The following is a 22041-nucleotide window of genomic DNA, read 5'->3' on the forward strand; positions in this document are numbered from 1 at the left end:
CAGCCTATGACACTGATTGATGGAAAAGCAATTTCAGAGCAAGTAAAGCAAGAGATTGCAGCAGAAGTAGCCGAGATAGTGGCTCGTGGGGGTAAACGCCCGCATCTGGCCGCCATTCTTGTAGGACACGATGGAGGTAGCGAAACCTACGTCGCCGCCAAAGTAAAGGCATGCGAAGTTTGCGGATTCAAGTCCTCACTTATCCGCTACGAGGCAGACGTTACTGAAGAGGAACTGCTCGCCAAGGTACGCGAATTGAACGAGGATGCGGATGTGGACGGTTTCATCGTACAGCTTCCCTTGCCCAAGCATATCTCCGAGCAGAAAGTGATTGAAACCATCGACTACCGCAAGGATGTGGACGGCTTTCATCCCATCAACGTGGGACGGATGTCCATTGGCCTTCCCTGCTATGTATCCGCTACTCCCAACGGTATCCTCGAACTGCTGAAGCGCTATCAGATAGAGACTTCAGGCAAGAAATGCGTGGTATTGGGACGCAGTAACATTGTCGGCAAACCCATGGCTGCCCTGATGATGCAGAAGGCTTATCCCGGCGATGCCACAGTGACCGTATGCCACAGCCGCAGCAAAGACCTGGTAAAGGAATGCCAGGAAGCGGACATCATCATTGCTGCGTTGGGACAACCGAACTTTGTTAAGGCGGAAATGGTCAAGGAAGGCGCTGTCGTTATTGATGTAGGTACTACCCGTGTGCCCGATACCTCCAAGAAATCCGGATTCAAGTTGACCGGTGATGTGAAATTCGACGAAGTAGCTCCCAAATGTTCATTCATTACCCCCGTACCGGGAGGCGTAGGTCCCATGACCATCGTTTCCCTTATGAAGAATACATTGCTCGCCGGCAAGAAAGCAATCTACCAATAACAAGGCGATGAAAACGCTCGCCGTCTTCATTGTTGTCCTACTGTATAGCGTAACCCTTTCCTCGCAGGAAAGGATTACGCTATTATTTGTCGGCGACCTGATGCAGCACCAGGCACAAATAGACGCTGCACATGTATCTGAAGGAAAATATGACTACTCCTCCTGCTTCTCCCTCATAAAAGAGCAAATATCCCAGGCAGACCTCGCCATAGGAAATCTGGAAGTCACATTGGGGGGCAGGCCCTATCGGGGCTATCCTATGTTCAGCGCCCCCGATGAATATCTTCAGGCCATAAAGGACGCCGGATTCGATATTTTACTGACAGCCAACAACCACTGTCTGGACCGTGGAAAAAAGGGAATGGAGCGTACCATACAATTGCTTGACTCCTCCGGTATTCGTTACGCAGGCACCTACAAGAATCTGTCGGAGCGCAGGCAACGCTATCCCCTGTTCATCAACAGAAACGGCTTTCGCATTGCCCTACTCAACTATACTTACGGCACCAATGGTATCAAGGCTACCTCTCCCAATATCGTAAACTATATTGATAAGAATACCATCCTGCAAGATATCCAAAGTGCCAAGGCACGCCAACCGGATGCCATTATTGCCTGCATGCATTGGGGAGAGGAATATCAGTCCCTTCCCAACCGTGAGCAACGCGAACAGGCCAACTGGTTGCTCCAACAAGGCGTAACACATATTATCGGTTCACACCCTCACGTCATTCAACCGATGGAACTACGTACCAACGGTACCGAACAGCACATCATAGTCTACTCCTTGGGAAACTTCATTTCCAATATGAGCAAGGCCAACACTGACGGCGGCCTCATCTTCACTTTGCAGTTGGAGAAACATCCTCTCCCCCAACCCATCCGTCCCTCTTACACCGGTCAGAGTCAGACGCCCCTGCCAGACTCCAATCCTCTGCCTTTTCCATACTGTCGTGTTTCCTATTGTGGATATAATCTGGTCTGGACCGGCCGGCCGGAACTTACTAAAGAAAAAAATTACATTCTTTATCCTGCCAGTTTTCCTACAGAACATTTAACGCCGGAAGCTCGTAAACACCTGGAAATCTTTGTCAAAAGCTCTCGAAAGCTGCTCCAGCAGCACAATATAGGTATCTACGAGAAGAAAAAATAATGCAGAAATCTCAAAAATTTTCGTCTCATTCTTTGCAATATTAAAGATTATCCCTATCTTTGCACCGCATTTAAGAAATGCACTAACATGGTGGCTGTAGTTCAGTTGGTTAGAGCGTCAGATTGTGGTTCTGAATGTCGTGGGTTCGAGTCCCATCTGCCACCCAAAAAAAATCCTTATAAGTCAAGCACTTATGAGGATTTTTTCTTTATATAAATCTATTGTATTACTACTAAATTTTGAGATAAATCCCTCCTAAATCTGTAGTTGTTGGTCTATTGTTGTTCCCAAAATACAGGAGTTAACATGTTGACATTCAAAGCAGAAATATTAAAAAGCAAACAAAAATCTGATGGCACTTACAATGTGAAGATTAGAATGACTTATAATAGAGAAGTCAAGAGGCTATCAACTAATATCTTTGTTAGAGCAAGTGACCTTACCAAGTCACTCAAATTGAAGAATCCCAAACTTATTAAAGAGGTTGACAACCTAGTCAGGCAGTATCAAGAAATATGTGCTACTCTTCCCTTAGAAGCATCCACATATACCATAGATGAGATATTGGAGTACATAAAAATAAGTCAAGAGAAGAATAAAACCATAGACTTCATCCAATTCTGCAAAGAGTGGTTAGAGACCACAGAAAGTAGGGGGAAGAAGAATTATAAATCAGCACTCAATGCCCTCATAGCTTATATAGGCAAGGAACATTTAACTACAAGCCAAATTACTCAAGATTTATTAAAAGGCTTCATGGAGTATCTACACTTGAAGAGAGCCAAGCAAATAGCAGAACTTGAAAGAAAAGGTAAAAGAATCCCTTCTAACAGAATGCTTTCTCTCTATTTAGGTAGTATCAGACATCTGTTTAATGAAGCTAAGAAGCAATACAATGACTATGACAGAGGCATCATTATCATCCCTAACTCTCCCTTTGAAAACTTCAAAGTTCCTAAACAAGAAGCAACAAGGAAAAGAGCACTAACAGCAGAATCAATTAGAAAAATATGGGAGTTACCCTATATTATTAATACTAGTGATGGCAAGGAGAGAATCTGCCCCTACAACCTAGCCAAAGACTGTTTTATTCTCTCCTTCTGTTTAATGGGAATGAATTCTATAGACCTATATAACTGTGACAACCTTCAAGATACTGTTATAACCTACTACAGAAGCAAGACTACTGGAAGAAGGCTTGATAAGGCTAAAATGCAAGTTAAAATTCCCCCTATACTTCTGCCACTTGTAATGAAGTATAAGGATTATACCAGTAAAAGAGTATTCAAATTCTATCAAATGTATAATACAGCCAACAACTTTAACAGAGCTATCAATATTGGTTTAAAAGAAGTAGGAAGAGTAGTAAAAATAGATGATTTGGAATACTATGCAGCAAGGCACTCATGGGCTACTTTAGCAGTCAATAAAGTAGGCATAGACAAATATACAGTCCATGCAGCACTTAATCACATTGATGAAGCTATGAAAGTCACAGATATATACATTGAAAGAGACTTCAAGATTGAGAATGAAGCAAACTTGAAAGTTCTTAAATATGTATTTGGGAGTGAAGGGTTGAAGTAGTGTTAAAAGAATCTCTGTAGTTGATGGACTATGGAGATTCTTTAGTACATTTACTCACTTACTTTGTTATTAATATATTAAATCTAAGTGAGATGGAAAGTACATTGAATGATAAGACTGTTTATAATACCTATGCAGATATAATAGATTGGGATATTCTAACAGAAAGAGAATACCAAATTATAAGAGATTTGAAAGATAATGGTATAGAAATAGCTCCTACTACTATCATCAAAGACCTCTCAGGTCTTCCCATAGGTCAAGAGGAATATGTAGGAGATGGTTCTGCATTTACTGGTAAGAAACATATGTTGTCAGATTACTTAAATAAGATGCCACATGGCATTATAGATAAAAGAATACCAGGCATTGGAGCAACAACTCTTGAAATCAAGTCTAGAAGGAACTCTATCATAGTATTCCCTACTAAAGCTTTGGCTTACTCCAAGCACCTAAAGCACCACAATACTCTATATATTGGGAGTGACATTGAAGAGAGGAAAAGGACATCAAAAGCTGAAATTCAACACTACCTTAATACAGAAAATCACAAGAAATTACTTGTAGTAGCTGACAGCTTAAAGAGAGTATTGGCACTAATCAAGGAAGAGAATTATGACAAGTATTTCCTAATGATAGATGAAGTAGATGTGCTTCAATCTGACAACAACTACAGACCTCAACTAGAAGATGTCATTGATTACTATTTAAAGTTTCCACCCAAAAACAGATGTATGGTGACTGCAACCATGAGAGCCTTCTCCAATCCTCAATTAGAGCATGAATGCAGATTTAATCTACCTTGGATATGTGATGCTCCTAGAGAAGTAAAGCTGTTACATACAGATAATATCACTATGGCAGTGGTAGAAGAAATACTCAAACATCCTAATGAGAAGATATTCATTGCCTATAATTCCATAGTACACATAAGAGAAATCATTTTAGAACTTGAAGAGGAAATTAGAAAGGATTGTACTATTCTATGTAGTGAAGCATCCATTAAAGAAGCAGGCTCTTACTATGCACCTAAGCTAGAAAAAGGCAAAGATGGCAAAGAAAAGTTACCCAGTAGAATAAACTTTGCTACTTGCTGCTATTTCACTGGCATAGACATAGAGGATGAATACCATTTAATCTCAGTCTCAGATATAAGACACTCACATTCTATACTGTCTATTGATAGAATGACACAGATACATGGAAGGTGTAGAATAAGTAAGGGAGTACTCAGTGAAACGTTAGTATATAGTACTTTCAAAGAGAAAGAAGCCAAGACCATCTTTGATGAACTTAAAAAGAGAAGAAAACATGAAAATTATAGCAAATACTTAATACACAAGGCTGTGAAGGTATTGAATTTGATTGATTCAGCAGATAAACTTAGTAACAATGACAGTGATTTGAGAGAACTATTTGATATAGTCAAAGAGGCTATAAAAGACCATGCAAAACAAAAATCCATAGGAGAAGCACCTATTGAGTTGACAAGGAAGAATATAAACAATCAATATGTCCCTGCATATCTAAATATAGACTATTTACAAGAGAAGTACTTTCTATATCAGCATGTATATACCTCAACTGAGAATATCAAGAAGGAAGTGGAACAAGCTAACTGCAAAGTTATTGATAGTATATCATTATCTTACATTAAGACTGATAATCAAATAGAGAATGAGGCTAAGAATAAGGCTGTTTTGAAAGTTTGGGAGGAAGAGGATATACAAGAAGCTATTGCTGAAATTAGGCAATTAAATTCCATTCATCAGTTGAATGAAAGTACTCTTACAACTAAATGTAGAGGATATAAAAAGCATAAAAGAACCTTCTATGAAAGAGTTATGAAACTATATAAATATGTGGATATAGACAGTCTTTTATATTTACTTTGGGAGATTAGGAACATGAATAATAAGGCTTTCAAAACTATTAATAATGCTGTGGTATTTTGGGCATTGGTAGATAATCATCCTTTAAAGCAAAGTCTTAATAATGCTTTCCAAGACAAGTCAAAGCTGTATTCCAGTGATGAACTACATATGGATGTGATTGCCCCCATCATTAAGTACCATACTCACAAGACTATCAGTAAACACAAAGCTGTTAACCTATTAAATGCCTTCTATGAAGTCAAGAGAACAAAGAATAAAGGAGTGAATAAGTATCAGATTATTGGTGAGAATCCTTATCACTTGAAGGTACATGGAGATAGAATATTCTATGATAATAATAACCTATTAGACTTTTTCATACTTTAACTACTGATAATTAAATATTTACCTACTAAAACTTGCAAATATCAGAAAAAATCCTTATCTTTATATCTATATCTGAGGAGACTATTGTCTAGTCTCCCCTTTTCTTTTAATTATTTTATTTTCCAGTCCATATTCTATGCGGTTCTATAACCTTTACTATTAATATATAGTAGGTAATATAGGACAGCATAGAATATGGACTCATTAAACTTTAAGGATATGAAGAATTATACTATTATCCCTAATTATGCAAGTGGGAAGTTCTCTCCTAATGATTTATATACTATAACTGGAATATACTTAACAGCTAATGATAAGTATATCACAGATTCAACCTATGAACAAATAGCTTCCTCCACAGGTCAATCACTAAGTTATATCAAGGATTATTTCATGCCAAGACTAAAAAACACAAAGTTCTGCACTCAAATTCAATCATTCACAATAGGAAATTTAAGAAGAAAAAGATATTACCTACCCAAACCTACTGAAAACTTTAGAATTATAAAGAAAGAAGTATTGACAGATACCAACATAACATCAGAAGAGAAAGGGTTTATTATAGCTTTATATTGTAATTGTGTCAATAACTCATTTAATCTAAGTTTGTCATCATGGAAGTTTTGGGAGTCTAAAATTAAAGTGTCCAAGAGTACTTTCTATAAGCTAAAAAAGTCACTTGTAAGTAGAGGATATTTGAGAAGGTTAGAATATGTACCTGAAAATCCTGATAGTGGAAACCACCCTGAAGACTATATGCTATGTGTTCCTTGGTTAGGTGACATAAGCTATATTGATTGGCTACATCAGTATAAAAATGATGATATAACAATAAGAAACATATTCCTTTCAAATTATAGAGTAGCACCAGTATATTAACATTAGCAATACATAACTATATTTACTCCCTATTTCAAGTATTCTCCAATTTTTATTTTATTTTTTATAGGTCTATATGCTAATTAATTAGCATCAACAGCCCCCTAATCTTGCAATATTGGGCTACTCCCCCTACTTAATTTTCAGGTGATGAAGTGGAAGTAAACTGGATAATGAACTAGAATAGGATGCTCATTACACTAATACAAACAGCACTGCTCATTACTTCCTCCTATGCACTTGAAGGTAATCAATGTTAGAATTACCTCATTAAGTACAACAATTAAATTACAGAATTATGGGAAAGTTAAAGTTTTTAGAGACAATGACTATCAATGAGTTCAAGTCTCAGAAGGAAGTTAAAGCTATTGAAGTGAAGCAGAATCCACACACTGGTAAATGCTTCTTTGTATATGGCTGTGAAACTGGTGCAGTGAGTGACAAGTTTATTAATGGAGAAATCACCAATCCAGTTATTTCACAAGTATGTTCACCTGATACTGGGGATATGTTCTACATGCTCCATCAGAAGGGTGAAAGTGATTGTATGACATTGGCAACTTTATAAAGGTTATGCTTACCACTAGAAGAGTAGTTCAGTTGAAAGACTGGCTACTCTTTTTTCTTTATACACTAACCATCAACAATTAATAGATTACAATATGTTGAATTTAAGAGTATCATCAAAGAAGCAGGCTAAGATAAAGCTTGCTCTACAAGGTTGTGCAGGTTCAGGGAAGACTTATTCAGCCTTATTATTAGCCTATGGTCTGACTAATGACTGGACTAAAATAGCTATCATTGATAGTGAGAATGGAAGTGCTGATTTATATGCCAGTTTAGGCAACTACAATGTATTACCCCTTCAAGACAACTTTACACCTGAAACCTATATTGAGGCTATAAAGGTGTGTGAGGATGCTAATATGGAAGTGATAATCATTGATAGCATTTCCCAATGTTGGGACAACCTTCTGGAGTATCATGCTAACCTACAAGGTAATTCATTCACTAACTGGCAGAAGATTACACCAAGAATTAATGCCTTCATGCAGAAGATTCTACAATCCCAAAGCCATGTGATTTGTACCATGAGGTGTAAACAAGACTATGTACTAAGTGAAAAGAATGGTAAGATGATTCCTGAGAAAGTGGGATTAAAAGCAGTAATGAGGGATGGAATAGATTATGAATTTACCATAGTCCTTGATATTAACATGAAGCATCAAGCCATTGCATCAAAAGATAGAACAAGTCTATTTATAGGTAAACCAGATTTTACTATTACACCCACTACTGGGCAAATAATACTGGATTGGTGCAATAATGGAGTAAACTTGGATATGATAAAGCAGAAGATAAATCAGGCTAAAACCATTGAAGAACTTACCTCCATTTATCACCAATACCCAGAATGGTATCAGCAACTTACATCAGATTTCATGCAGAAGAAGATGCAGTTACAAGAAGAGAGCAATAAACCTATTATCAACTATAATCCTAATTTTATACATTATGGAAGCAATGCAGTTAATGCCAGTACACAGAACTAATATGTTGATGCAAACCTTCAATCAGCCAAAGTTTGAGATTGAAACCCCAGTTGAAACTATAGAGACTGAAATTATCAGCTCCAGAAGGGTAAACAAATTACCATTCATAGAGGCTAATACTAAAGAAGTCACTATTGAGCATCTTAGAAATGATTGTGTAGTACCAGTGTTCAGCAAAGATAATGAGATTACTATCAGTCACCCTTCATTTATTGAAATGGTTTGGGAAGCTGCCAATCAGATATTTCCCAATGAGAGAATTGAAGAACCTGCAATCAGAGTAAGCCATGTCATTAAAGGCAGAACACCCGAAGCTATTCATAAACCAGTGAAGGATTTACTTGAATCAGACAAGACTATTTACTATGAAAGAATGATGTTCTGTTTTGAAATTCCCACTATCCATGAAGATATAATGGGCAATAGATTGAATCTTACTATTGGTGGAGTAAGGGCATATAATCATGAGAATCTATATAGCAAGAAAGGTGCAGAAAAGTTCAAGGTATTCATTGGCTTTAAAAATTTGGTTTGCTGTAATATGTGTGTCTCAACTGATGGTTACAAGTCTGAGTTAAAGGTGATGAGTACTGCTGATTTATCTAGTTCAGTGATGAGGCTATTTCAGGAGTATAACATAGCCAAGCACCTATACTATATGAGTGCTTATAAGGATAGTTATATGACTGAAAGCCAATTTGCACAGTTCTTGGGTAAGAGTAGATTATATCAATATCTTCCAGTTGAACAGAAGAAAAGGCTTCCTCAAATGCTGATGACTGATACACAGATAGGTATTGTTGCTAAATCATACTATAGTGATGAAAACTTTGCTCTTCCTGAGAATCAGAGTGCCATATCTATGTGGAATGTATATAATTTACTCACTGGAGCCAATAAAAGCAGCTATATAGATAACTTCTTGGATAGATCACTGAATGCCACACAGCTTACAGAAGGGCTAAATAAGGCTCTGTATGGCACTAATGAATACAACTGGTTTATCCAGTAACCAGTTATAATTAACACAACTTCCTTAACCTCCACCTTATCTTACTTCTTATATCCATTATGTTAGGAAATTCTTGTTAGCCTCATTTACATCCTTATTTATAATACAGAGGTAAGTGAGAAAACTGGTATTTGTATTCACTTCTCTTATAAAAAGAATATAGAAGTGAATACATTCAATAACCTAACACCTTCAAGTGTCTCAGACTAACCTGAGGAAATTATACACAATAGCCTCTTAGCTTTGGAAATTAACTATAAGAGTGAGATTTGTAGGTAGGTTAATAATCCCCTCATTAAACTAATCCACTTCAAGTGGTTAGTGAAAGGTGATTAGATGAAGGAGTATTCATAGATTTACATTGAGGTCAATGCCTCATTGTATTGTAGTTTATTGTTGTTCAAGCCTCAGCCTATCAAGGTTGGGGCTTTTAAATTGATTGAATCATGACAGAATTTTATTTAATGATAAAGTGGATTGTATTTAGTATTGTAGGTTTAGTAATATACCTATGGTTAGACAGAGATACTAAGAAATAAAGATTAACTTTGTAATACAAGAACATAGCCCATACCAATGGTACTAATATGGATTGAAACCTATTAAAAGTAGCTTTCGGATGATTGTTTATATGTGGAAAGTCTTAACTTTGCAACAGAAACAATCAAATGATTGCTAATGAAATAGAAGTTTAACAAGACATATTAGAAAAAGAAGTGTTTGCTTCTTACTTGTGAAGTCCTAAAATCACCACTTTGAAGACTAACAATCACAGCAGTAAGGGAGTGAATGCTCATACCATCAGGTGTGGGCTTTCCTTGTTTGTGATTGTAGGTGTTGTGGTGATGCCTTGGACTCAGCAGGAAAGTACCACACTTTTTTTTGTGGTATGGCTACAAAAAGAAGAATATGAATTGGACTATTTTTATTATTGCTATCATTATTCTTATATGGTTGCATCACCTCTATCAAAAGAAAATAGATAGAGAAGAAAGAGAAGCTAATCTTTCAAAGCACTCAACAGATTCTCCATGGATTTCTCTACTACAGAAATTTAAGTCATACTTAGATTTTAAAGTTATAAAGGAATCCTCTTCAAGCTTACTAATTGCAAATAATAAAGGTGAAGAATTTTGCTTTCAAGTGGTAGCTACTAACAATATAGTTGTGTATAGGGTGAATGGTATTATAAAAAAAGAATGGAAGTTTCCGTTTTGGGTTCATGAAAATATAATGTATCATGATATAGACCAGTTCTATAAGAAAGAACTTTTAAGAAAGGCTTTACAGCCCAATATTCCATCTGTTAATTGGAAAGTTATAGAAGAAAGACCCTTTGATGCAGAAGAAATAGATGCTGTTAGTCAAGCTATAGTAGTAGCTTCTCAATATGGTAATTCTGTCAGGTTTATTATGAAGGCAGGTGGAGAGACATATATTCCACTTGATAAAAATTCTAATATAGCTGTTGGTGAAGTTATTGATATGAGACAAGCCAAACTTCTAACATTGGAGAAAGAGGGAGAAAGTAATATTGTAAGAGTTAAAATATAGATGAATATACGACATTCCTTATATCATGGACTTAATCAAACTAAACTACCTATTATAGTGGTTGAGATAGAGGATAAACACCTTTGTTTCATCCTAGATACTGGGAGTACATGTTGTTTGATTGATAGTAATGTAGTAGAATATTTCAAGGATATAGTAGAGCCTATTGGTGATTACTGCATCAGTGGAATAGATGGAACTAAGCGTAAGGCAGATGTGGTTATTCTACCTTTCAACTTTGAAGGTTATACCTATAAGCCAAAGTTCTGTGTACAGCCACTATCAGATGCTTTTAAAGGCATTGAAGAAAATAGTGGAATACAAATACATGGATTACTGGGTACAGACTTTTTAATAGAGAATAAATGGATTATTGATTTCAAAGAACTTAATACACACAGTTAAGATGTTATCACTTGCTTTATTACTTGTAATGTTCTATTGCTTACATTTGTTTCTAAAATGGTTATTGAGCAATAAGAGAGGAAAGTGGGTAGCTATTACTCTATTTATACTTCATAGAATCATGTATCTAATGATATATGTATTCAACTGGATTATAATAGTTAATGCAATGCTAAATAGAGCAGAGTTACTCATTGCCTTAGTGTTTACATTACCTATGGCTTGGTATATGGGAAAGATGTGTTTACATGATATAAATATGCCTCAAAGAGTACAATGGTATCCATTCTTTGGTAGGTATTTTATCTTCTTTAAGTGGAAAATAATTCAATGGGAATACAAAGATAAGGATGAGTTTACTATCTATTAAAGGTGTTGAATTATGAAGTATGAACCAAAGCCACATGGGGGTATTGATGAAGGGCAATCATTTATTAACCCATGGTTTAATTTAATGGGTTGGATAGTTATCATTCTATGTGTATGGTATAATCAAAGCTACACAATTAAGAAGATGACTTATAGGCAACCTGAATTTCCATGGGAGAAGCCAATAAAGATAGAAATGTCATGGAGTAGAAGATGTGTGGTTATCCTCAAATGTCTAATTATTGATGTTAAGAATAACCCTCGCTATACCCTTGGTTGCTGTGCCTTTCTATTATATCTGATTATTAGGTGTTTCATTTAATAGAAAGAGAAGATTAATCAATATCACTTAAAGCTTACCTCTTCTAGTGGTATATGATAACTGCATTATAAACTTTAAATAAAGAATTGAATTATGGAAAAGAAACAAGAAACTTAGCACTTCCAAGTGCTAGTATTGGCAATGTATAAGCATTGCCATTGTTGGTCAATAGTTGTTCTATTGACTAAATCAAGAGAGTATTAACTTACTGACAATTACAGACATAAGTATAATAATATAGTAGATTGTGGTTCTGAATGTCGTGGGTTCGAGTCCCATCTGCCACCCGCAAAGAAGAGGAAATTCGAAAGAATATTCCTCTTTTTTTGTTATTGTCCAAACAATCCCCCAAAGGGAGGCAACGTGGAATCAATGTAAAAAATTGTAGGGATACTCCTCACAGAGTATCCCTACATCATAGGAAGGAATCAATTACCTAAACCAGTCCTTGTACAAAAGAGTTTACTTTCTCAAAATGTTCAAAATAGCTGGAAACTTATTCCGATATTTTGCATTCTGTATCAATCACACTTAATAGTACTTCCTTCCTTACTTTATCAAGCCAGTGATAAGACAACCCGTTATCACCTTATAGAAATAAGAATACAAAAAGAATATTTCATCTTTCAAAAAACATTCTATACCAATAACTCTACTATTTTCGATTTCCGACATGCAAATATAACCCTTTTTGTTTATACGAAAAGCAAAATCAGTTATCTTTGCAAAGATGAAATTCAATCAAATATGAAAATTCTCTGGATAGACCTCAATAGCTCGTATGCACACTCTTCGTTGGCACTCCCTGCACTGCACGCACAAATAGCAAAGAACAATTCCGTAAAATGGGAAATCGTATCTGCCACCATCAATGAAAACGTAGGAATGATTGTCGACGAAATATACCGGCACCAACCCGACATCATTGCCGCAACGACATGGTTGTTCAACCACGAACAACTGTTGCACATCACAGCGAGATTAAAAGCATTGCTTCCCAATAGCTACTTCATCTTGGGTGGACCTGAATTCTTAGGAAACAATGAAGACTTTCTGCATAAAAACCCTTTCATCGACTGTGTATTCAGGGGAGAGGGAGAAGAAGCATTCCCCCAATGGCTGTCTTGCTGGAACCAGCCGGAAAAGTGGAACAGTATTCCGGGACTCTGCTATATGAATCCTCAAAAGCAATATATAGACAACGGCATAGCCCGTGTACTTAACTTTTCACGGCTCGTACCACCGGAAAACAGCTGTTTTTTCAACTGGAGCAAACCATTCGTACAACTGGAGACTACCCGAGGCTGTTTCAACACATGCGCATTCTGCGTCAGCGGTGAAGAAAAACCGGTGCGCACACTGTCCATTGAAAGTATCCGTGAACGCCTTCAAATTATCCACAGTCATGGAATAAAAAACGTACGCGTCCTCGACCGGACCTTTAATTATAATCCGCGCCGTGCTAAAGAATTACTGCAACTTTTCCTGGAATTCAACCCGGACATATGCTTTCACTTAGAAATACACCCTGCACTATTATCCGAAGAGCTGAAAAATGAATTGAAAAAGCTACCTAAAGGATTGCTCCATCTCGAGGCCGGTATTCAAAGCCTGCGCGAACCGGTCCTCCAGAAAAGCCGTCGGATGGGAAGCCTGGAGGACTCACTGCAAGGTCTTCGTTTCCTATGTTCCCTACCCAATATGGAAACACACGCCGACCTCATTGCCGGCTTGCCTCTATACCGCCTATCCGAAATATTTGAAGATGTGCGTACACTTGCCGGATACAATGCCGGCGAGATACAGCTTGAATCCCTGAAGTTACTTCCCGGCACAGAAATGAGAAGAAGAGCGGAAGAACTAGGCATCCGATATTCTCCTCTCCCCCCTTATGAAGTGCTTCAAACAAATGAAATCAGTGTCAACGAGCTTCAAACAGCCCGGCAACTGTCACGTCTTCTGGATGGATTCTATAACACAACTGCTTGGCAAGCCATCACCCGCAAGCTGATTCTGGACGACAACGACTTCCTACGTCGCTTTCTGGAATTTTTAATCGATAAAAATCTTATAGACCAGCCCATGAGCCTGGAAAAGCGAGGCCTCGTACTCTATGAATTCTGCAGTATGCATTATCCGGCCTATAAAATCATGGTCACCATTGCCTGGATAGAGGCAGGCATGTCATTAAAGAAAAAACCAGCAGAGAAAGTCAAGACCAAGCGCCAGATGCCACCGGAATATTGGGAAGTCATCTATGGAAACTACAAAGAAAGCCTCCGCTTATGTTTTCTACCCATTGACGACAATACCCAAAATGGTTATTGGTTCGGCTTCGAATCGGAAATACAAAAAGCAGAACCAGTATTCAAAGCCAAAGGAATAATGGAGAGGTGTCAAAATACACAATCACCGCAGATTAACACAAATAAAAGTTCTTGATTATCAGAAATTCTATAGCAATCTGTGTAACCTGCGGCGAGTTATGCCCTCATTTCTTCTCCTATCCGCAGTGGAAATACTTCTCGACCAGTTTCAGCATCTCCTCCGGACTGTCTTGTATCTCTGCACGCAAGGTTCTATCCTCGTAAGAACGCAGTTTGGAAATAACCCCATCAACCATTGCAGGACTGAACACATGATATTGCTCAAAGACAGCACGCTGTCTTTCCAAACAATCGGCAGAAGCGGCACAACTGTCAGGAAGCTGTTCCAGTTGTTTCAACTTATCTTCATTTTCTTTCTTGTGGATATTTACATTGACATATGTTTTTTCTGCAATTCCTAAAGCATCGTCTATCTCAAATCCATAACGGCAAGCTACAGCAAGTCCGGCAATCAATTGATACAAATCGGCCGAACCGTCAGGCGAACGCATTTCCACCGTCTGTTTCTGTGTAGTATCATAATGACTTGGGGTCTCCAACGGATTTGCCAACATGCACATATCCGTTTTTGCCGACCAGCCCAACGGAACGCGTACCAATACCGAACGGTTGCGGTCGCCCCAGCAAATGTTGGTCGGTGCTTCCTGATGAGGAACCAGACGAAAATAGGAAGTAGGATTTGTATTACCGAAAGCCGTAATGGAAGAAGCCAGCTTCATCATGCCCGCAATGGCCTTACGGGCTGTTTCAGAAAGTGCCCCATCTTTCAGCATCTGGTTCTGCCCGTCCTTCATGATACGCATATGTATATGCAATCCGGAACCGGCTTTTCCTGCCGTGATTTTCGGTGCAAAAGTAATGTTATATCCATACTGGCTAGCCAGATTACGAATAACCCATTTTGCTATCACCAGTTGGTCAGCAGCCTCCTCGGCACGCACCGGCAGGAACTCTATTTCATTCTGCTCATAAATCTTATCGTCCAGCGTAAAATTACCGACTTCAGAATGCCCATACTTTATCTGTCCGCCTGCCTGCGCAATATATGACATACATTCCGTACGGAAATCATTGAACTTGGCATAAGGGGCCGATTCGTGATAACCACGCTGGTCGGTAGCCGGGAACAATCCGTCATTTTCAGAAATGACATAATATTCCAATTCTCCCATAGCCTGAAATTCCATCCCCGTAACCGTAGTGAATGCCTGACATGCCTTACGCAGGGTATATTCCGGAGAACTTTCCAGCGGTTCACCATCCTTATTGAAATAAGAACAGAGCATTGACAGTGTGGGCAATTCAGAAAAAGGGTCTATAAAAGCGGTCCGGAAACGCGGCACTACATACAAATCACTGCTACCGGCCTCTATAAACGGAAACAAGCTGGAACCATCTACGCGTTCACCACATGTAAGTATGGCATCAAGGTATGCTTCATTATTGATGACAAAGTTCAGTGTCTTCAGTCTCCCGTCTGCCGCAGGATACATGAAGTTCACCATACGAATGTCGTTCTCCTTTATATAGGAAACAATGTCTGCTTTCGTAAATTCGGAAGCCGGTTTTTGAAGGGCAGCCACCAATAGATTGGGGCTCATGGATAATTCCTGGTTCATAATACGCTGATTGTTTTTAGTTTTCTATATGGTTAACAAAACACATGCAATTTTCTGTCACAATAAAAAACTGCTGTTTCGCAAAGATACTAAAAGTTGTATCAGAAAAAAAACAAACAACCTAAATCTTATCAGAGAGCCTCAACCTTTTCCGTCGTATCCCCACTTCACGTAAATAGCCCCCCAAGCAAATCCTGCTCCGAATGCTGTAAAAATCAGTTTATCCCCCTTTTTCAGCTTATCCTCGAAATCCCATACACACAATGGAAGCGTGCCGGCACTTGTATTTCCATACCGTTCTATATTGACCATTACCTTTTCGGGAGATACTCCCAAGCGTTGCGAAACAGCAGTAATTATACGCATGTTTGCCTGATGGGGAATCACCCAGTCAATGTCCTCCTTCGCCAAGTGATTCCTCTCCATGACCGCCTCACAAGCATCCGCCATATTGGCCACAGCATATTTAAAGACTGTACGTCCTTCCTGATAAATATAATGCATCCGATTGTCCAGTGTATAGTAAGATGGAGCACATACGGAGCCTCCCGCTTTGATATGTAAGAAGGGCAGACCTTTCCCGTCTGTTCTCAATACGGCATCCATTACTCCCATATCCTCCCGGGTGGGTTCCAGCATGAAAGCGGCAGCACCGTCACCAAAAATAGGACAGGTAGCGCGGTCTGTATAATCAATCACCGATGACATCTTATCAGCTCCTACTATGACAACCTTCTTATATTTTCCGGAACGTATAAAATTCGCCCCCGCCTCCATTGCATACAGAAATCCACTGCAAACAGCCTGCATATCAAAAGCAAAAGCATTGTTCAGGCCCAATTTGTCACATAAGATGGATGCGGTAGAAGGAAAGTGATAATCGGGAGTAGTAGTAGCTACGATAACCAAGTCAATGTCATTCGGGCTGGTCTTTGTGCGCTGCATCAGTTGTTTCACAGCCTTACGAGCCATATATGAAGTTCCAAGCCCCTCCTCATGCAAAATGCGTCTTTCCTTTATACCAATGCGCCCCATAATCCATTCATCATTGGTATCCACCATTTTAGATATTTCATCATTAGTCAAGACATAGTCCGGAACATATCCTCCAACTCCCGTAATCACTGCATTCAAATTCTCCATTAATCCTATCCAGTTTAGTGTAAAATCAGGAATAACCCTATTTAAATATGTTATCAGAATATCACACTTTTTTCAGAACAGTCGTGTGACAATCTTTAATTAATGGGCGCAAATATACGAAAAGAGAATAGAAATCAATGAATCTGACAACAAAAAGACATTAACTGTCTACAAATAATAACACTTTAAAACACAACGGGATTCACTACTATCCGAACCCTGCAGGAGTACTTCCGTATAACCTTTCTGCAAACAAAGAACAAAAAATCCGCTACCTGCAACGATGACGCACGATTGGCCGCACAACCGGCCACATTTCCTTTTCCAGCGAATGGAGCATCGCAGGCGGTTGGATGGAAGTTTTGATTACTCACATACTCATAACCGCCATACGTCCAATGCGTGTCTACATTCCCATTATCCGGGTCTGGCATATCCCACAAAGAAACACCAAACCGTGTATACCGGCGGGGAATGGGGAAGAGGAGATAACCTTTCTTCAGTATCTCCGTTGTCATGGGGCTCATTTCTTTTTCCATCTTTGTCTATTCTTAATTCGATAACATGACAAAGGTAAGGGACCAGCCAAGGGGATACAAATAAACAGTTAGAATCGGCTAAAAATTAATGAAATAAATAAGGTGGCGGAAGAGGGACTCACCTCATCCTCCACCACCCTATATATAATATACTAAAATAATCAGAATGTATTAGAAATACATTCTCTATTTTGCATATTTTTATTAATAAAACATGTTGCAAAGTTAGAATGGGAGAGACGTTGGCGGCTGCCATGCCATGAAGGATAGCACCCTCAAAGTCACTTTTCAATTCACTAATGATTTCACCTTCATAGGTAATACAATCCTTTTTAAGACCAAGAACTTTGCCAAACAAGCAATTGTCTTCTTCACCGTATTCCACGCTACCGAAATGTCCTTTGTACTTTAACTGTCCTATACTATTTTGTTATCTTTTGTTCTTTACTTTATTAATATTTCTCAATCAGTCTATTCTCACGAATATAAGTTAGTAATTGTTCATCACATCTCCTTTCATTATATTCGACGGATGCGGCTTATGCATTATATACGAATTTTTCCATCCGAACTAACCAATTTACTTCCTACCCCCAACTCCTCCCCTTCCTCCTTGAAGTAGCCCAGCACCGTGGCTGGCGTGAGACGGCAGCGTTCCACGCCTTTCAGGCGACTCTGAAAGGTGTAGCGGGAGCACAGCACGAGGTAGAACCTATAGTTCAAGCTACGGTGCAAGCGGTGCTGAAGGCAGGCTCTGACATCTTCAGCGGAGAGTTTCATTCCTTTGTTTGGGGTTGCTTTCATTGTAATGGTTATTTTAGAATTGACTGTTGATGTGACGGATTTGCAGAACGCATCATCCATCTGTGCCGGATGCATAATGCACACCGGGCAAACGGATGATGCGTTGGGAGCAAATGCACGTTGCGTTTTCGCTGATAAAGCCTTAATGAGCATTAAGGGTTGTTATATAATATAATATTAACCGCTGCCGGTTTGGAGGTTAGTGGAAAACATGTACATTTGTAATGTGTTTTTCATAGTATTAGATTTAAGGTTAACAAAAGATTGGCTGTCTGGGATAGATGGCCTTTTTTATGTTGTTTTCTGACCTGCTTCGTAGGATTAAGTTTTTAATAGATAAATACTTTAAGGCAGGCACAAGGGGATAAAAAAAGCCCCACAAATCATTGAATTTGTGGGACTTGTATGTTTACTGTCCGGTTTTTCCCGGTTAATTCAGCGGAGAGACAGGGAACGATTAACTTTTAATTTCCCTATTCATTATCAGTATCTTACCAAAAGCCTCTGCTCCTATGACACCGAATAATTCACCGCGTATATGCTGCAACTTTCTTCCTGTTACACTCTTACTTACTTTTACAAAAGTAGCAAAAAAATGGCATAAATACAAATTATCCACTTGATTTAACGAATATAACTTCTATAATTTTCTTCCAATAACAATTGCAATTTAGAAAGAGGATAAAGAAACTTACCCCCTATGACAGTATAAGCTATCCCCCGTTCATCACGTAACTTCTGCAAAGTTCTGCTTGAGATATGCAACATGCCACATATCTGTTCACCGGTCATATAGACCTCACCGGCTATAGGAACAGGCAAATCCTGAAATTCAAGTATCTCTTTTGAGCATTTCTTAAGCATCCTCATCATCATTATGTACTCTTCTGACTGCCTTGTGATTACTCCGTCCATATGTTATCTTTCTTTTTGAATTAATATTTTGGCCAAATCACTCTCTTTATACATATATTTACCACCTATACAAGAACATGGAATAATCCCGTATTCCCTATAGCCTTGCAAACTTCGTTTGGAGATATTCAAGGCCAGACAGACCTCCTGGGCATCCAGTCACTTTTCCATTTCGACCGGACCAATTTTCTTTTTAACGGATTCAATCTGGGCGGATAAACTCTCTATTTGCAGTTTTAACTGTAAATACGCATGTTTCTCTATAACAACTAATTCCATAACAATTTGATTTATAATTTCACTATTTACAAAGCAAATAAAAGCATATTTCCACACTTGACAAAGCATTCAGAATTAAAGTCATCCGTTGGCGTGCATTGTCACTCCAAGTATACAAAATATCCTCATCCGGACAAATAACATATCTAACCTTTTCCGTAACCCAGTCACCGGTTTCTACTCCTTCCATATTTTCATTCCATAATTATACCTATTATGACTGCTTATTTCCGCCAAAATGTCATTTACAAAACTGAAAAAATTCAAACTAAGGTTACTGCTACCACAAAATAAAAAGAAAAGCCCCGTTATCTGCCTCCAAACAGTAACGGGGTTTCCCCTGCCATTTTTTTATCATCCTATATCTTTATACCCTTATTTTTTTCACATGCTCTTTTTCCTTTACATCTGTTTTCCGCCGTATGTCCGAAAAGTGCTCTTTCAACAATTTCCCTGCCAGTTTCTTCGCCTTCTCCTGCATCACATCATACACATCCCATCTGTTGCGGCCCAGCAGCTTGTTTTCTATCTTCTCGAATTTATCGTAAAAACTGAAGTTGTCCGGGTATTCATCTATCAGTCCGTCTCTCGGATAGCCCTTATCCATGATATACAGCAGTGTCATCCGGTCATAATTATACGGACTCCGCGTAAGGCCCAGCCCCTTTCCGGAATCAGTCAGCCTATAATAGTTCTCCCATGTAGGAGCAAGATCATAACACTCACTGTCCGTTATACTTTTCAATACCGATTTGTCCACAAAAGCATCTGCCGGAATCTTCTCCAACGGTAACAAACAGCCGTAATCATCGCAACAGCGGTTTACTTTCCCTTCCATCAATGAAGGCCATCCCCGTAACTCATACACATTCAGATACTTTTCATCAAAGTCCGGTTCAAAGAAACGCTTCTCTATATTCGTTGACATAAAATCCCCGTATTGACGGTTTCCTACGTAATCCCTACCGAACAGCAGCACCCCTTTACCCGTCTCAACACCCGTATAATACGTGTTCCCATGCTTCAAATCATCCTGCATCTCCGCTATCACTTCGGGTGGTGTGGACTTTATCTCCCGCCATATCCCCGGTGTAAGTTGTCGGGTATAGTTCTCGTCCCTTGAAAGCGGGTCCATGTACTTTCACAGGCAATACACCACTTCCGACAGAGTCAGGTATCTATGCAGCTTAATCCCATGTCCGTCCATCGCCTTTTCCAGTCTTCGCAGATAATCATCATTATTCCCTTCCCGCAAACGCGGTACAATCCCCATATCAGGCACATTATAATACATCATGCCCATGGTAGGCATTTCCGTTTCCTTGAGCGCCTTCTCCACATCTTCCAGCATAAACTCCAGAAAACCTTCCTCACCCGTACCTTTTATACTGACATGCACCGGGTTGAGATGTCCGTCCACTGTGACATACACACTGCCACTATTCGTATTCTCTTTTTCCATTCATCAAAAAATTAAATGTTCATTCCTTGTCCTTTTCTCTTTGCCGGAATCCGCACCCTCATTTCCACGTTCGGAAACCGTACATTATCCGGTCGTGCCACCAGTGACGAGACTATCCGTTCCTGTTCTCCGGTCAGCGGCATAGGCTGCCGTTGCAAATTTCTCAGCCTGTTAAAGTTCCTCAGCGTAGGTGCCATGTCGCAACATGCCACACAAATCCCATATCTCACCATATCCGAAGAAACCGTCTGTCCGTCACCTATTTTTGCCCGGTATGCGGCATTCAGCGGAGCCACCTCATAAAACCTCAAGCTCTCAGGTTTCCGCTTGCCGTCAAAAAAACGTTCGGCCAGCCCACTCAGAAACTCATCCAGCATCCTGTCCCCACCGTCTGTCTTGTCAAACAGCAATACCTTCCGCCCGTGTTCCACCGCCATGTAGGTGGGAAAAGCAGCCAGCCCGCTGCGTATCACATCCCCATCCATTCCGAAACGATGTCGCAGCCGCCTGTAATCCTCATTTTCCAGCAAAGCCGTATGTTCCGCTGATAATGACAGATGTACAATCCCCCGTTCCTCACAGAATGCCGCATCCCGGAGTCTCACCACCCCCGACGGATATATATTCTCCCGTTCCAGTACAGGACAGAGCCGTTCCAGATAATCCGCATTGTCCGTACCGAATATGGGAGGAATCAGACTTTTGTCTTTAAAGTCGAAACGGAACATTCAGTGGTCGGGAATAAATTCCCGACCGGTCGTATGAGACCTCACGTTGTTACTGATATAACGGGAAAATCCCTTTTCCCCCTGTCCGCGCATACTCAGATACACGGGTCTGTAAAAGGCGTCCAATGTCATATACAGACTGCCGCTTTCCACCGCTTGCTTTTTCTTTTCTTCCATAGATT

21 protein-coding genes and 1 tRNA gene are annotated in these 22041 nt (G+C 39.2%); 12 read left to right on the top strand and 10 right to left on the bottom strand.

The window, feature by feature from the left end:
• Nucleotides 1-6: 6 nt before the first annotated feature.
• The 12 genes from folD (at nucleotide 7) to DWZ67_RS12685 (ending at nucleotide 14425) form a co-directional block, all read left to right on the top strand.
• Nucleotides 7-888: a bifunctional methylenetetrahydrofolate dehydrogenase/methenyltetrahydrofolate cyclohydrolase FolD gene (gene folD, locus DWZ67_RS12615; protein WP_117866760.1), complete on the top strand. Its 882-nt coding sequence runs from the start codon at nucleotides 7-9 to the stop codon at nucleotides 886-888.
• Nucleotides 889-895: 7 nt separating this feature from the next.
• Nucleotides 896-2041: a CapA family protein gene (locus tag DWZ67_RS12620; protein ID WP_120138922.1), complete on the top strand. Its 1146-nt coding sequence runs from the start codon at nucleotides 896-898 to the stop codon at nucleotides 2039-2041.
• A gap of 90 nt (nucleotides 2042-2131) precedes the next feature.
• Nucleotides 2132-2205: transfer RNA gene (locus tag DWZ67_RS12625), tRNA-His, on the top strand.
• Nucleotides 2206-2347: 142 nt separating this feature from the next.
• Nucleotides 2348-3628 carry a phage integrase SAM-like domain-containing protein gene (locus DWZ67_RS12630; protein WP_118696500.1) on the top strand — a complete coding sequence of 427 codons (1281 nt, stop codon included), beginning with the start codon at nucleotides 2348-2350 and terminating at the stop codon, nucleotides 3626-3628.
• A 92-nt stretch (nucleotides 3629-3720) separates the two neighbouring features.
• Complete coding sequence (locus tag DWZ67_RS12635; RefSeq protein ID WP_119958780.1) at nucleotides 3721-5889, top strand: DEAD/DEAH box helicase family protein; 2169 nt, start codon at nucleotides 3721-3723, stop codon at nucleotides 5887-5889.
• A gap of 219 nt (nucleotides 5890-6108) precedes the next feature.
• Nucleotides 6109-6768, top strand: coding sequence for a hypothetical protein (locus tag DWZ67_RS12640; protein ID WP_133302942.1), 660 nt, complete (start codon nucleotides 6109-6111; stop codon nucleotides 6766-6768).
• Nucleotides 6769-7066: 298 nt separating this feature from the next.
• The gene (locus DWZ67_RS12645) at nucleotides 7067-7336 is read left to right on the top strand and encodes a hypothetical protein (protein ID WP_117962683.1); all 270 of its coding nucleotides are present in this window, start codon (nucleotides 7067-7069) and stop codon (nucleotides 7334-7336) included.
• A gap of 94 nt (nucleotides 7337-7430) precedes the next feature.
• Nucleotides 7431-8321: an AAA family ATPase gene (locus DWZ67_RS12650; RefSeq protein ID WP_118696593.1), complete on the top strand. Its 891-nt coding sequence runs from the start codon at nucleotides 7431-7433 to the stop codon at nucleotides 8319-8321.
• Nucleotides 8284-9333 (top strand): DUF3871 family protein, encoded by a 1050-nt coding sequence (locus DWZ67_RS12655; RefSeq protein ID WP_118696592.1) that lies wholly within the window; start codon nucleotides 8284-8286, stop codon nucleotides 9331-9333. Before DWZ67_RS12650 ends, DWZ67_RS12655 begins: the two co-directional genes overlap by 38 nt.
• Nucleotides 9334-10242: 909 nt before the next feature.
• Nucleotides 10243-10887: a hypothetical protein gene (locus DWZ67_RS19985; RefSeq protein WP_133302943.1), complete on the top strand. Its 645-nt coding sequence runs from the start codon at nucleotides 10243-10245 to the stop codon at nucleotides 10885-10887.
• Entirely contained in the window at nucleotides 10888-11292 is a 405-nt protein-coding gene (locus DWZ67_RS12670) for an aspartyl protease family protein (protein ID WP_118696589.1), read from the top strand. It abuts the gene before it with no gap.
• Nucleotides 11293-12730: 1438 nt separating this feature from the next.
• Nucleotides 12731-14425, top strand: a complete 1695-nt coding sequence (locus DWZ67_RS12685; protein WP_120138924.1) for a B12-binding domain-containing radical SAM protein — start codon at nucleotides 12731-12733, stop codon at nucleotides 14423-14425.
• A 61-nt stretch (nucleotides 14426-14486) separates the two neighbouring features.
• Here the strand turns inward: DWZ67_RS12685 and DWZ67_RS12690 are convergent, their stop codons facing one another.
• The 10 genes from DWZ67_RS12690 to DWZ67_RS20135 form a co-directional block, all read right to left on the bottom strand.
• On the bottom strand, nucleotides 14487-15989 hold the full coding sequence (locus tag DWZ67_RS12690) for a glutamine synthetase family protein (protein WP_005832480.1): 1503 nt from the start codon (nucleotides 15987-15989) through the stop codon (nucleotides 14487-14489).
• 141 nt (nucleotides 15990-16130) lie between these two features.
• Nucleotides 16131-17132: a beta-ketoacyl-ACP synthase III gene (locus tag DWZ67_RS12695; protein ID WP_016274272.1), complete on the bottom strand. Its 1002-nt coding sequence runs from the start codon at nucleotides 17130-17132 to the stop codon at nucleotides 16131-16133.
• A gap of 185 nt (nucleotides 17133-17317) precedes the next feature.
• Entirely contained in the window at nucleotides 17318-17671 is a 354-nt protein-coding gene (locus DWZ67_RS12700; RefSeq protein ID WP_016274271.1) for a hypothetical protein, read from the bottom strand.
• 546 nt (nucleotides 17672-18217) lie between these two features.
• Nucleotides 18218-18475 (bottom strand): hypothetical protein, encoded by a 258-nt coding sequence (locus DWZ67_RS12710; RefSeq protein WP_016274270.1) that lies wholly within the window; start codon nucleotides 18473-18475, stop codon nucleotides 18218-18220.
• A gap of 624 nt (nucleotides 18476-19099) precedes the next feature.
• On the bottom strand, nucleotides 19100-19390 hold the full coding sequence (locus DWZ67_RS12715; RefSeq protein ID WP_120138925.1) for a helix-turn-helix domain-containing protein: 291 nt from the start codon (nucleotides 19388-19390) through the stop codon (nucleotides 19100-19102).
• A gap of 3 nt (nucleotides 19391-19393) precedes the next feature.
• Nucleotides 19394-19549: a helix-turn-helix domain-containing protein gene (locus tag DWZ67_RS12720; RefSeq protein WP_117985631.1), complete on the bottom strand. Its 156-nt coding sequence runs from the start codon at nucleotides 19547-19549 to the stop codon at nucleotides 19394-19396.
• Nucleotides 19550-20036: 487 nt separating this feature from the next.
• Nucleotides 20037-20804, bottom strand: a complete 768-nt coding sequence (locus tag DWZ67_RS12725; RefSeq protein ID WP_207888810.1) for a DUF6047 family protein — start codon at nucleotides 20802-20804, stop codon at nucleotides 20037-20039.
• A gap of 6 nt (nucleotides 20805-20810) precedes the next feature.
• Nucleotides 20811-21131: a hypothetical protein gene (locus DWZ67_RS12730; protein WP_120138929.1), complete on the bottom strand. Its 321-nt coding sequence runs from the start codon at nucleotides 21129-21131 to the stop codon at nucleotides 20811-20813.
• Nucleotides 21132-21142: 11 nt separating this feature from the next.
• Nucleotides 21143-21859 (bottom strand): DUF6047 family protein, encoded by a 717-nt coding sequence (locus DWZ67_RS12735; RefSeq protein ID WP_120138931.1) that lies wholly within the window; start codon nucleotides 21857-21859, stop codon nucleotides 21143-21145.
• The gene (locus tag DWZ67_RS20135; RefSeq protein ID WP_165852473.1) at nucleotides 21860-22036 is read right to left on the bottom strand and encodes a hypothetical protein; all 177 of its coding nucleotides are present in this window, start codon (nucleotides 22034-22036) and stop codon (nucleotides 21860-21862) included. It lies immediately after the preceding gene.
• Nucleotides 22037-22041 lie beyond the last annotated feature (5 nt).

Source organism: Bacteroides sp. AF34-31BH, assembly GCF_003602795.1.
GTDB lineage: Bacteria > Bacteroidota > Bacteroidia > Bacteroidales > Bacteroidaceae > Bacteroides > Bacteroides uniformis.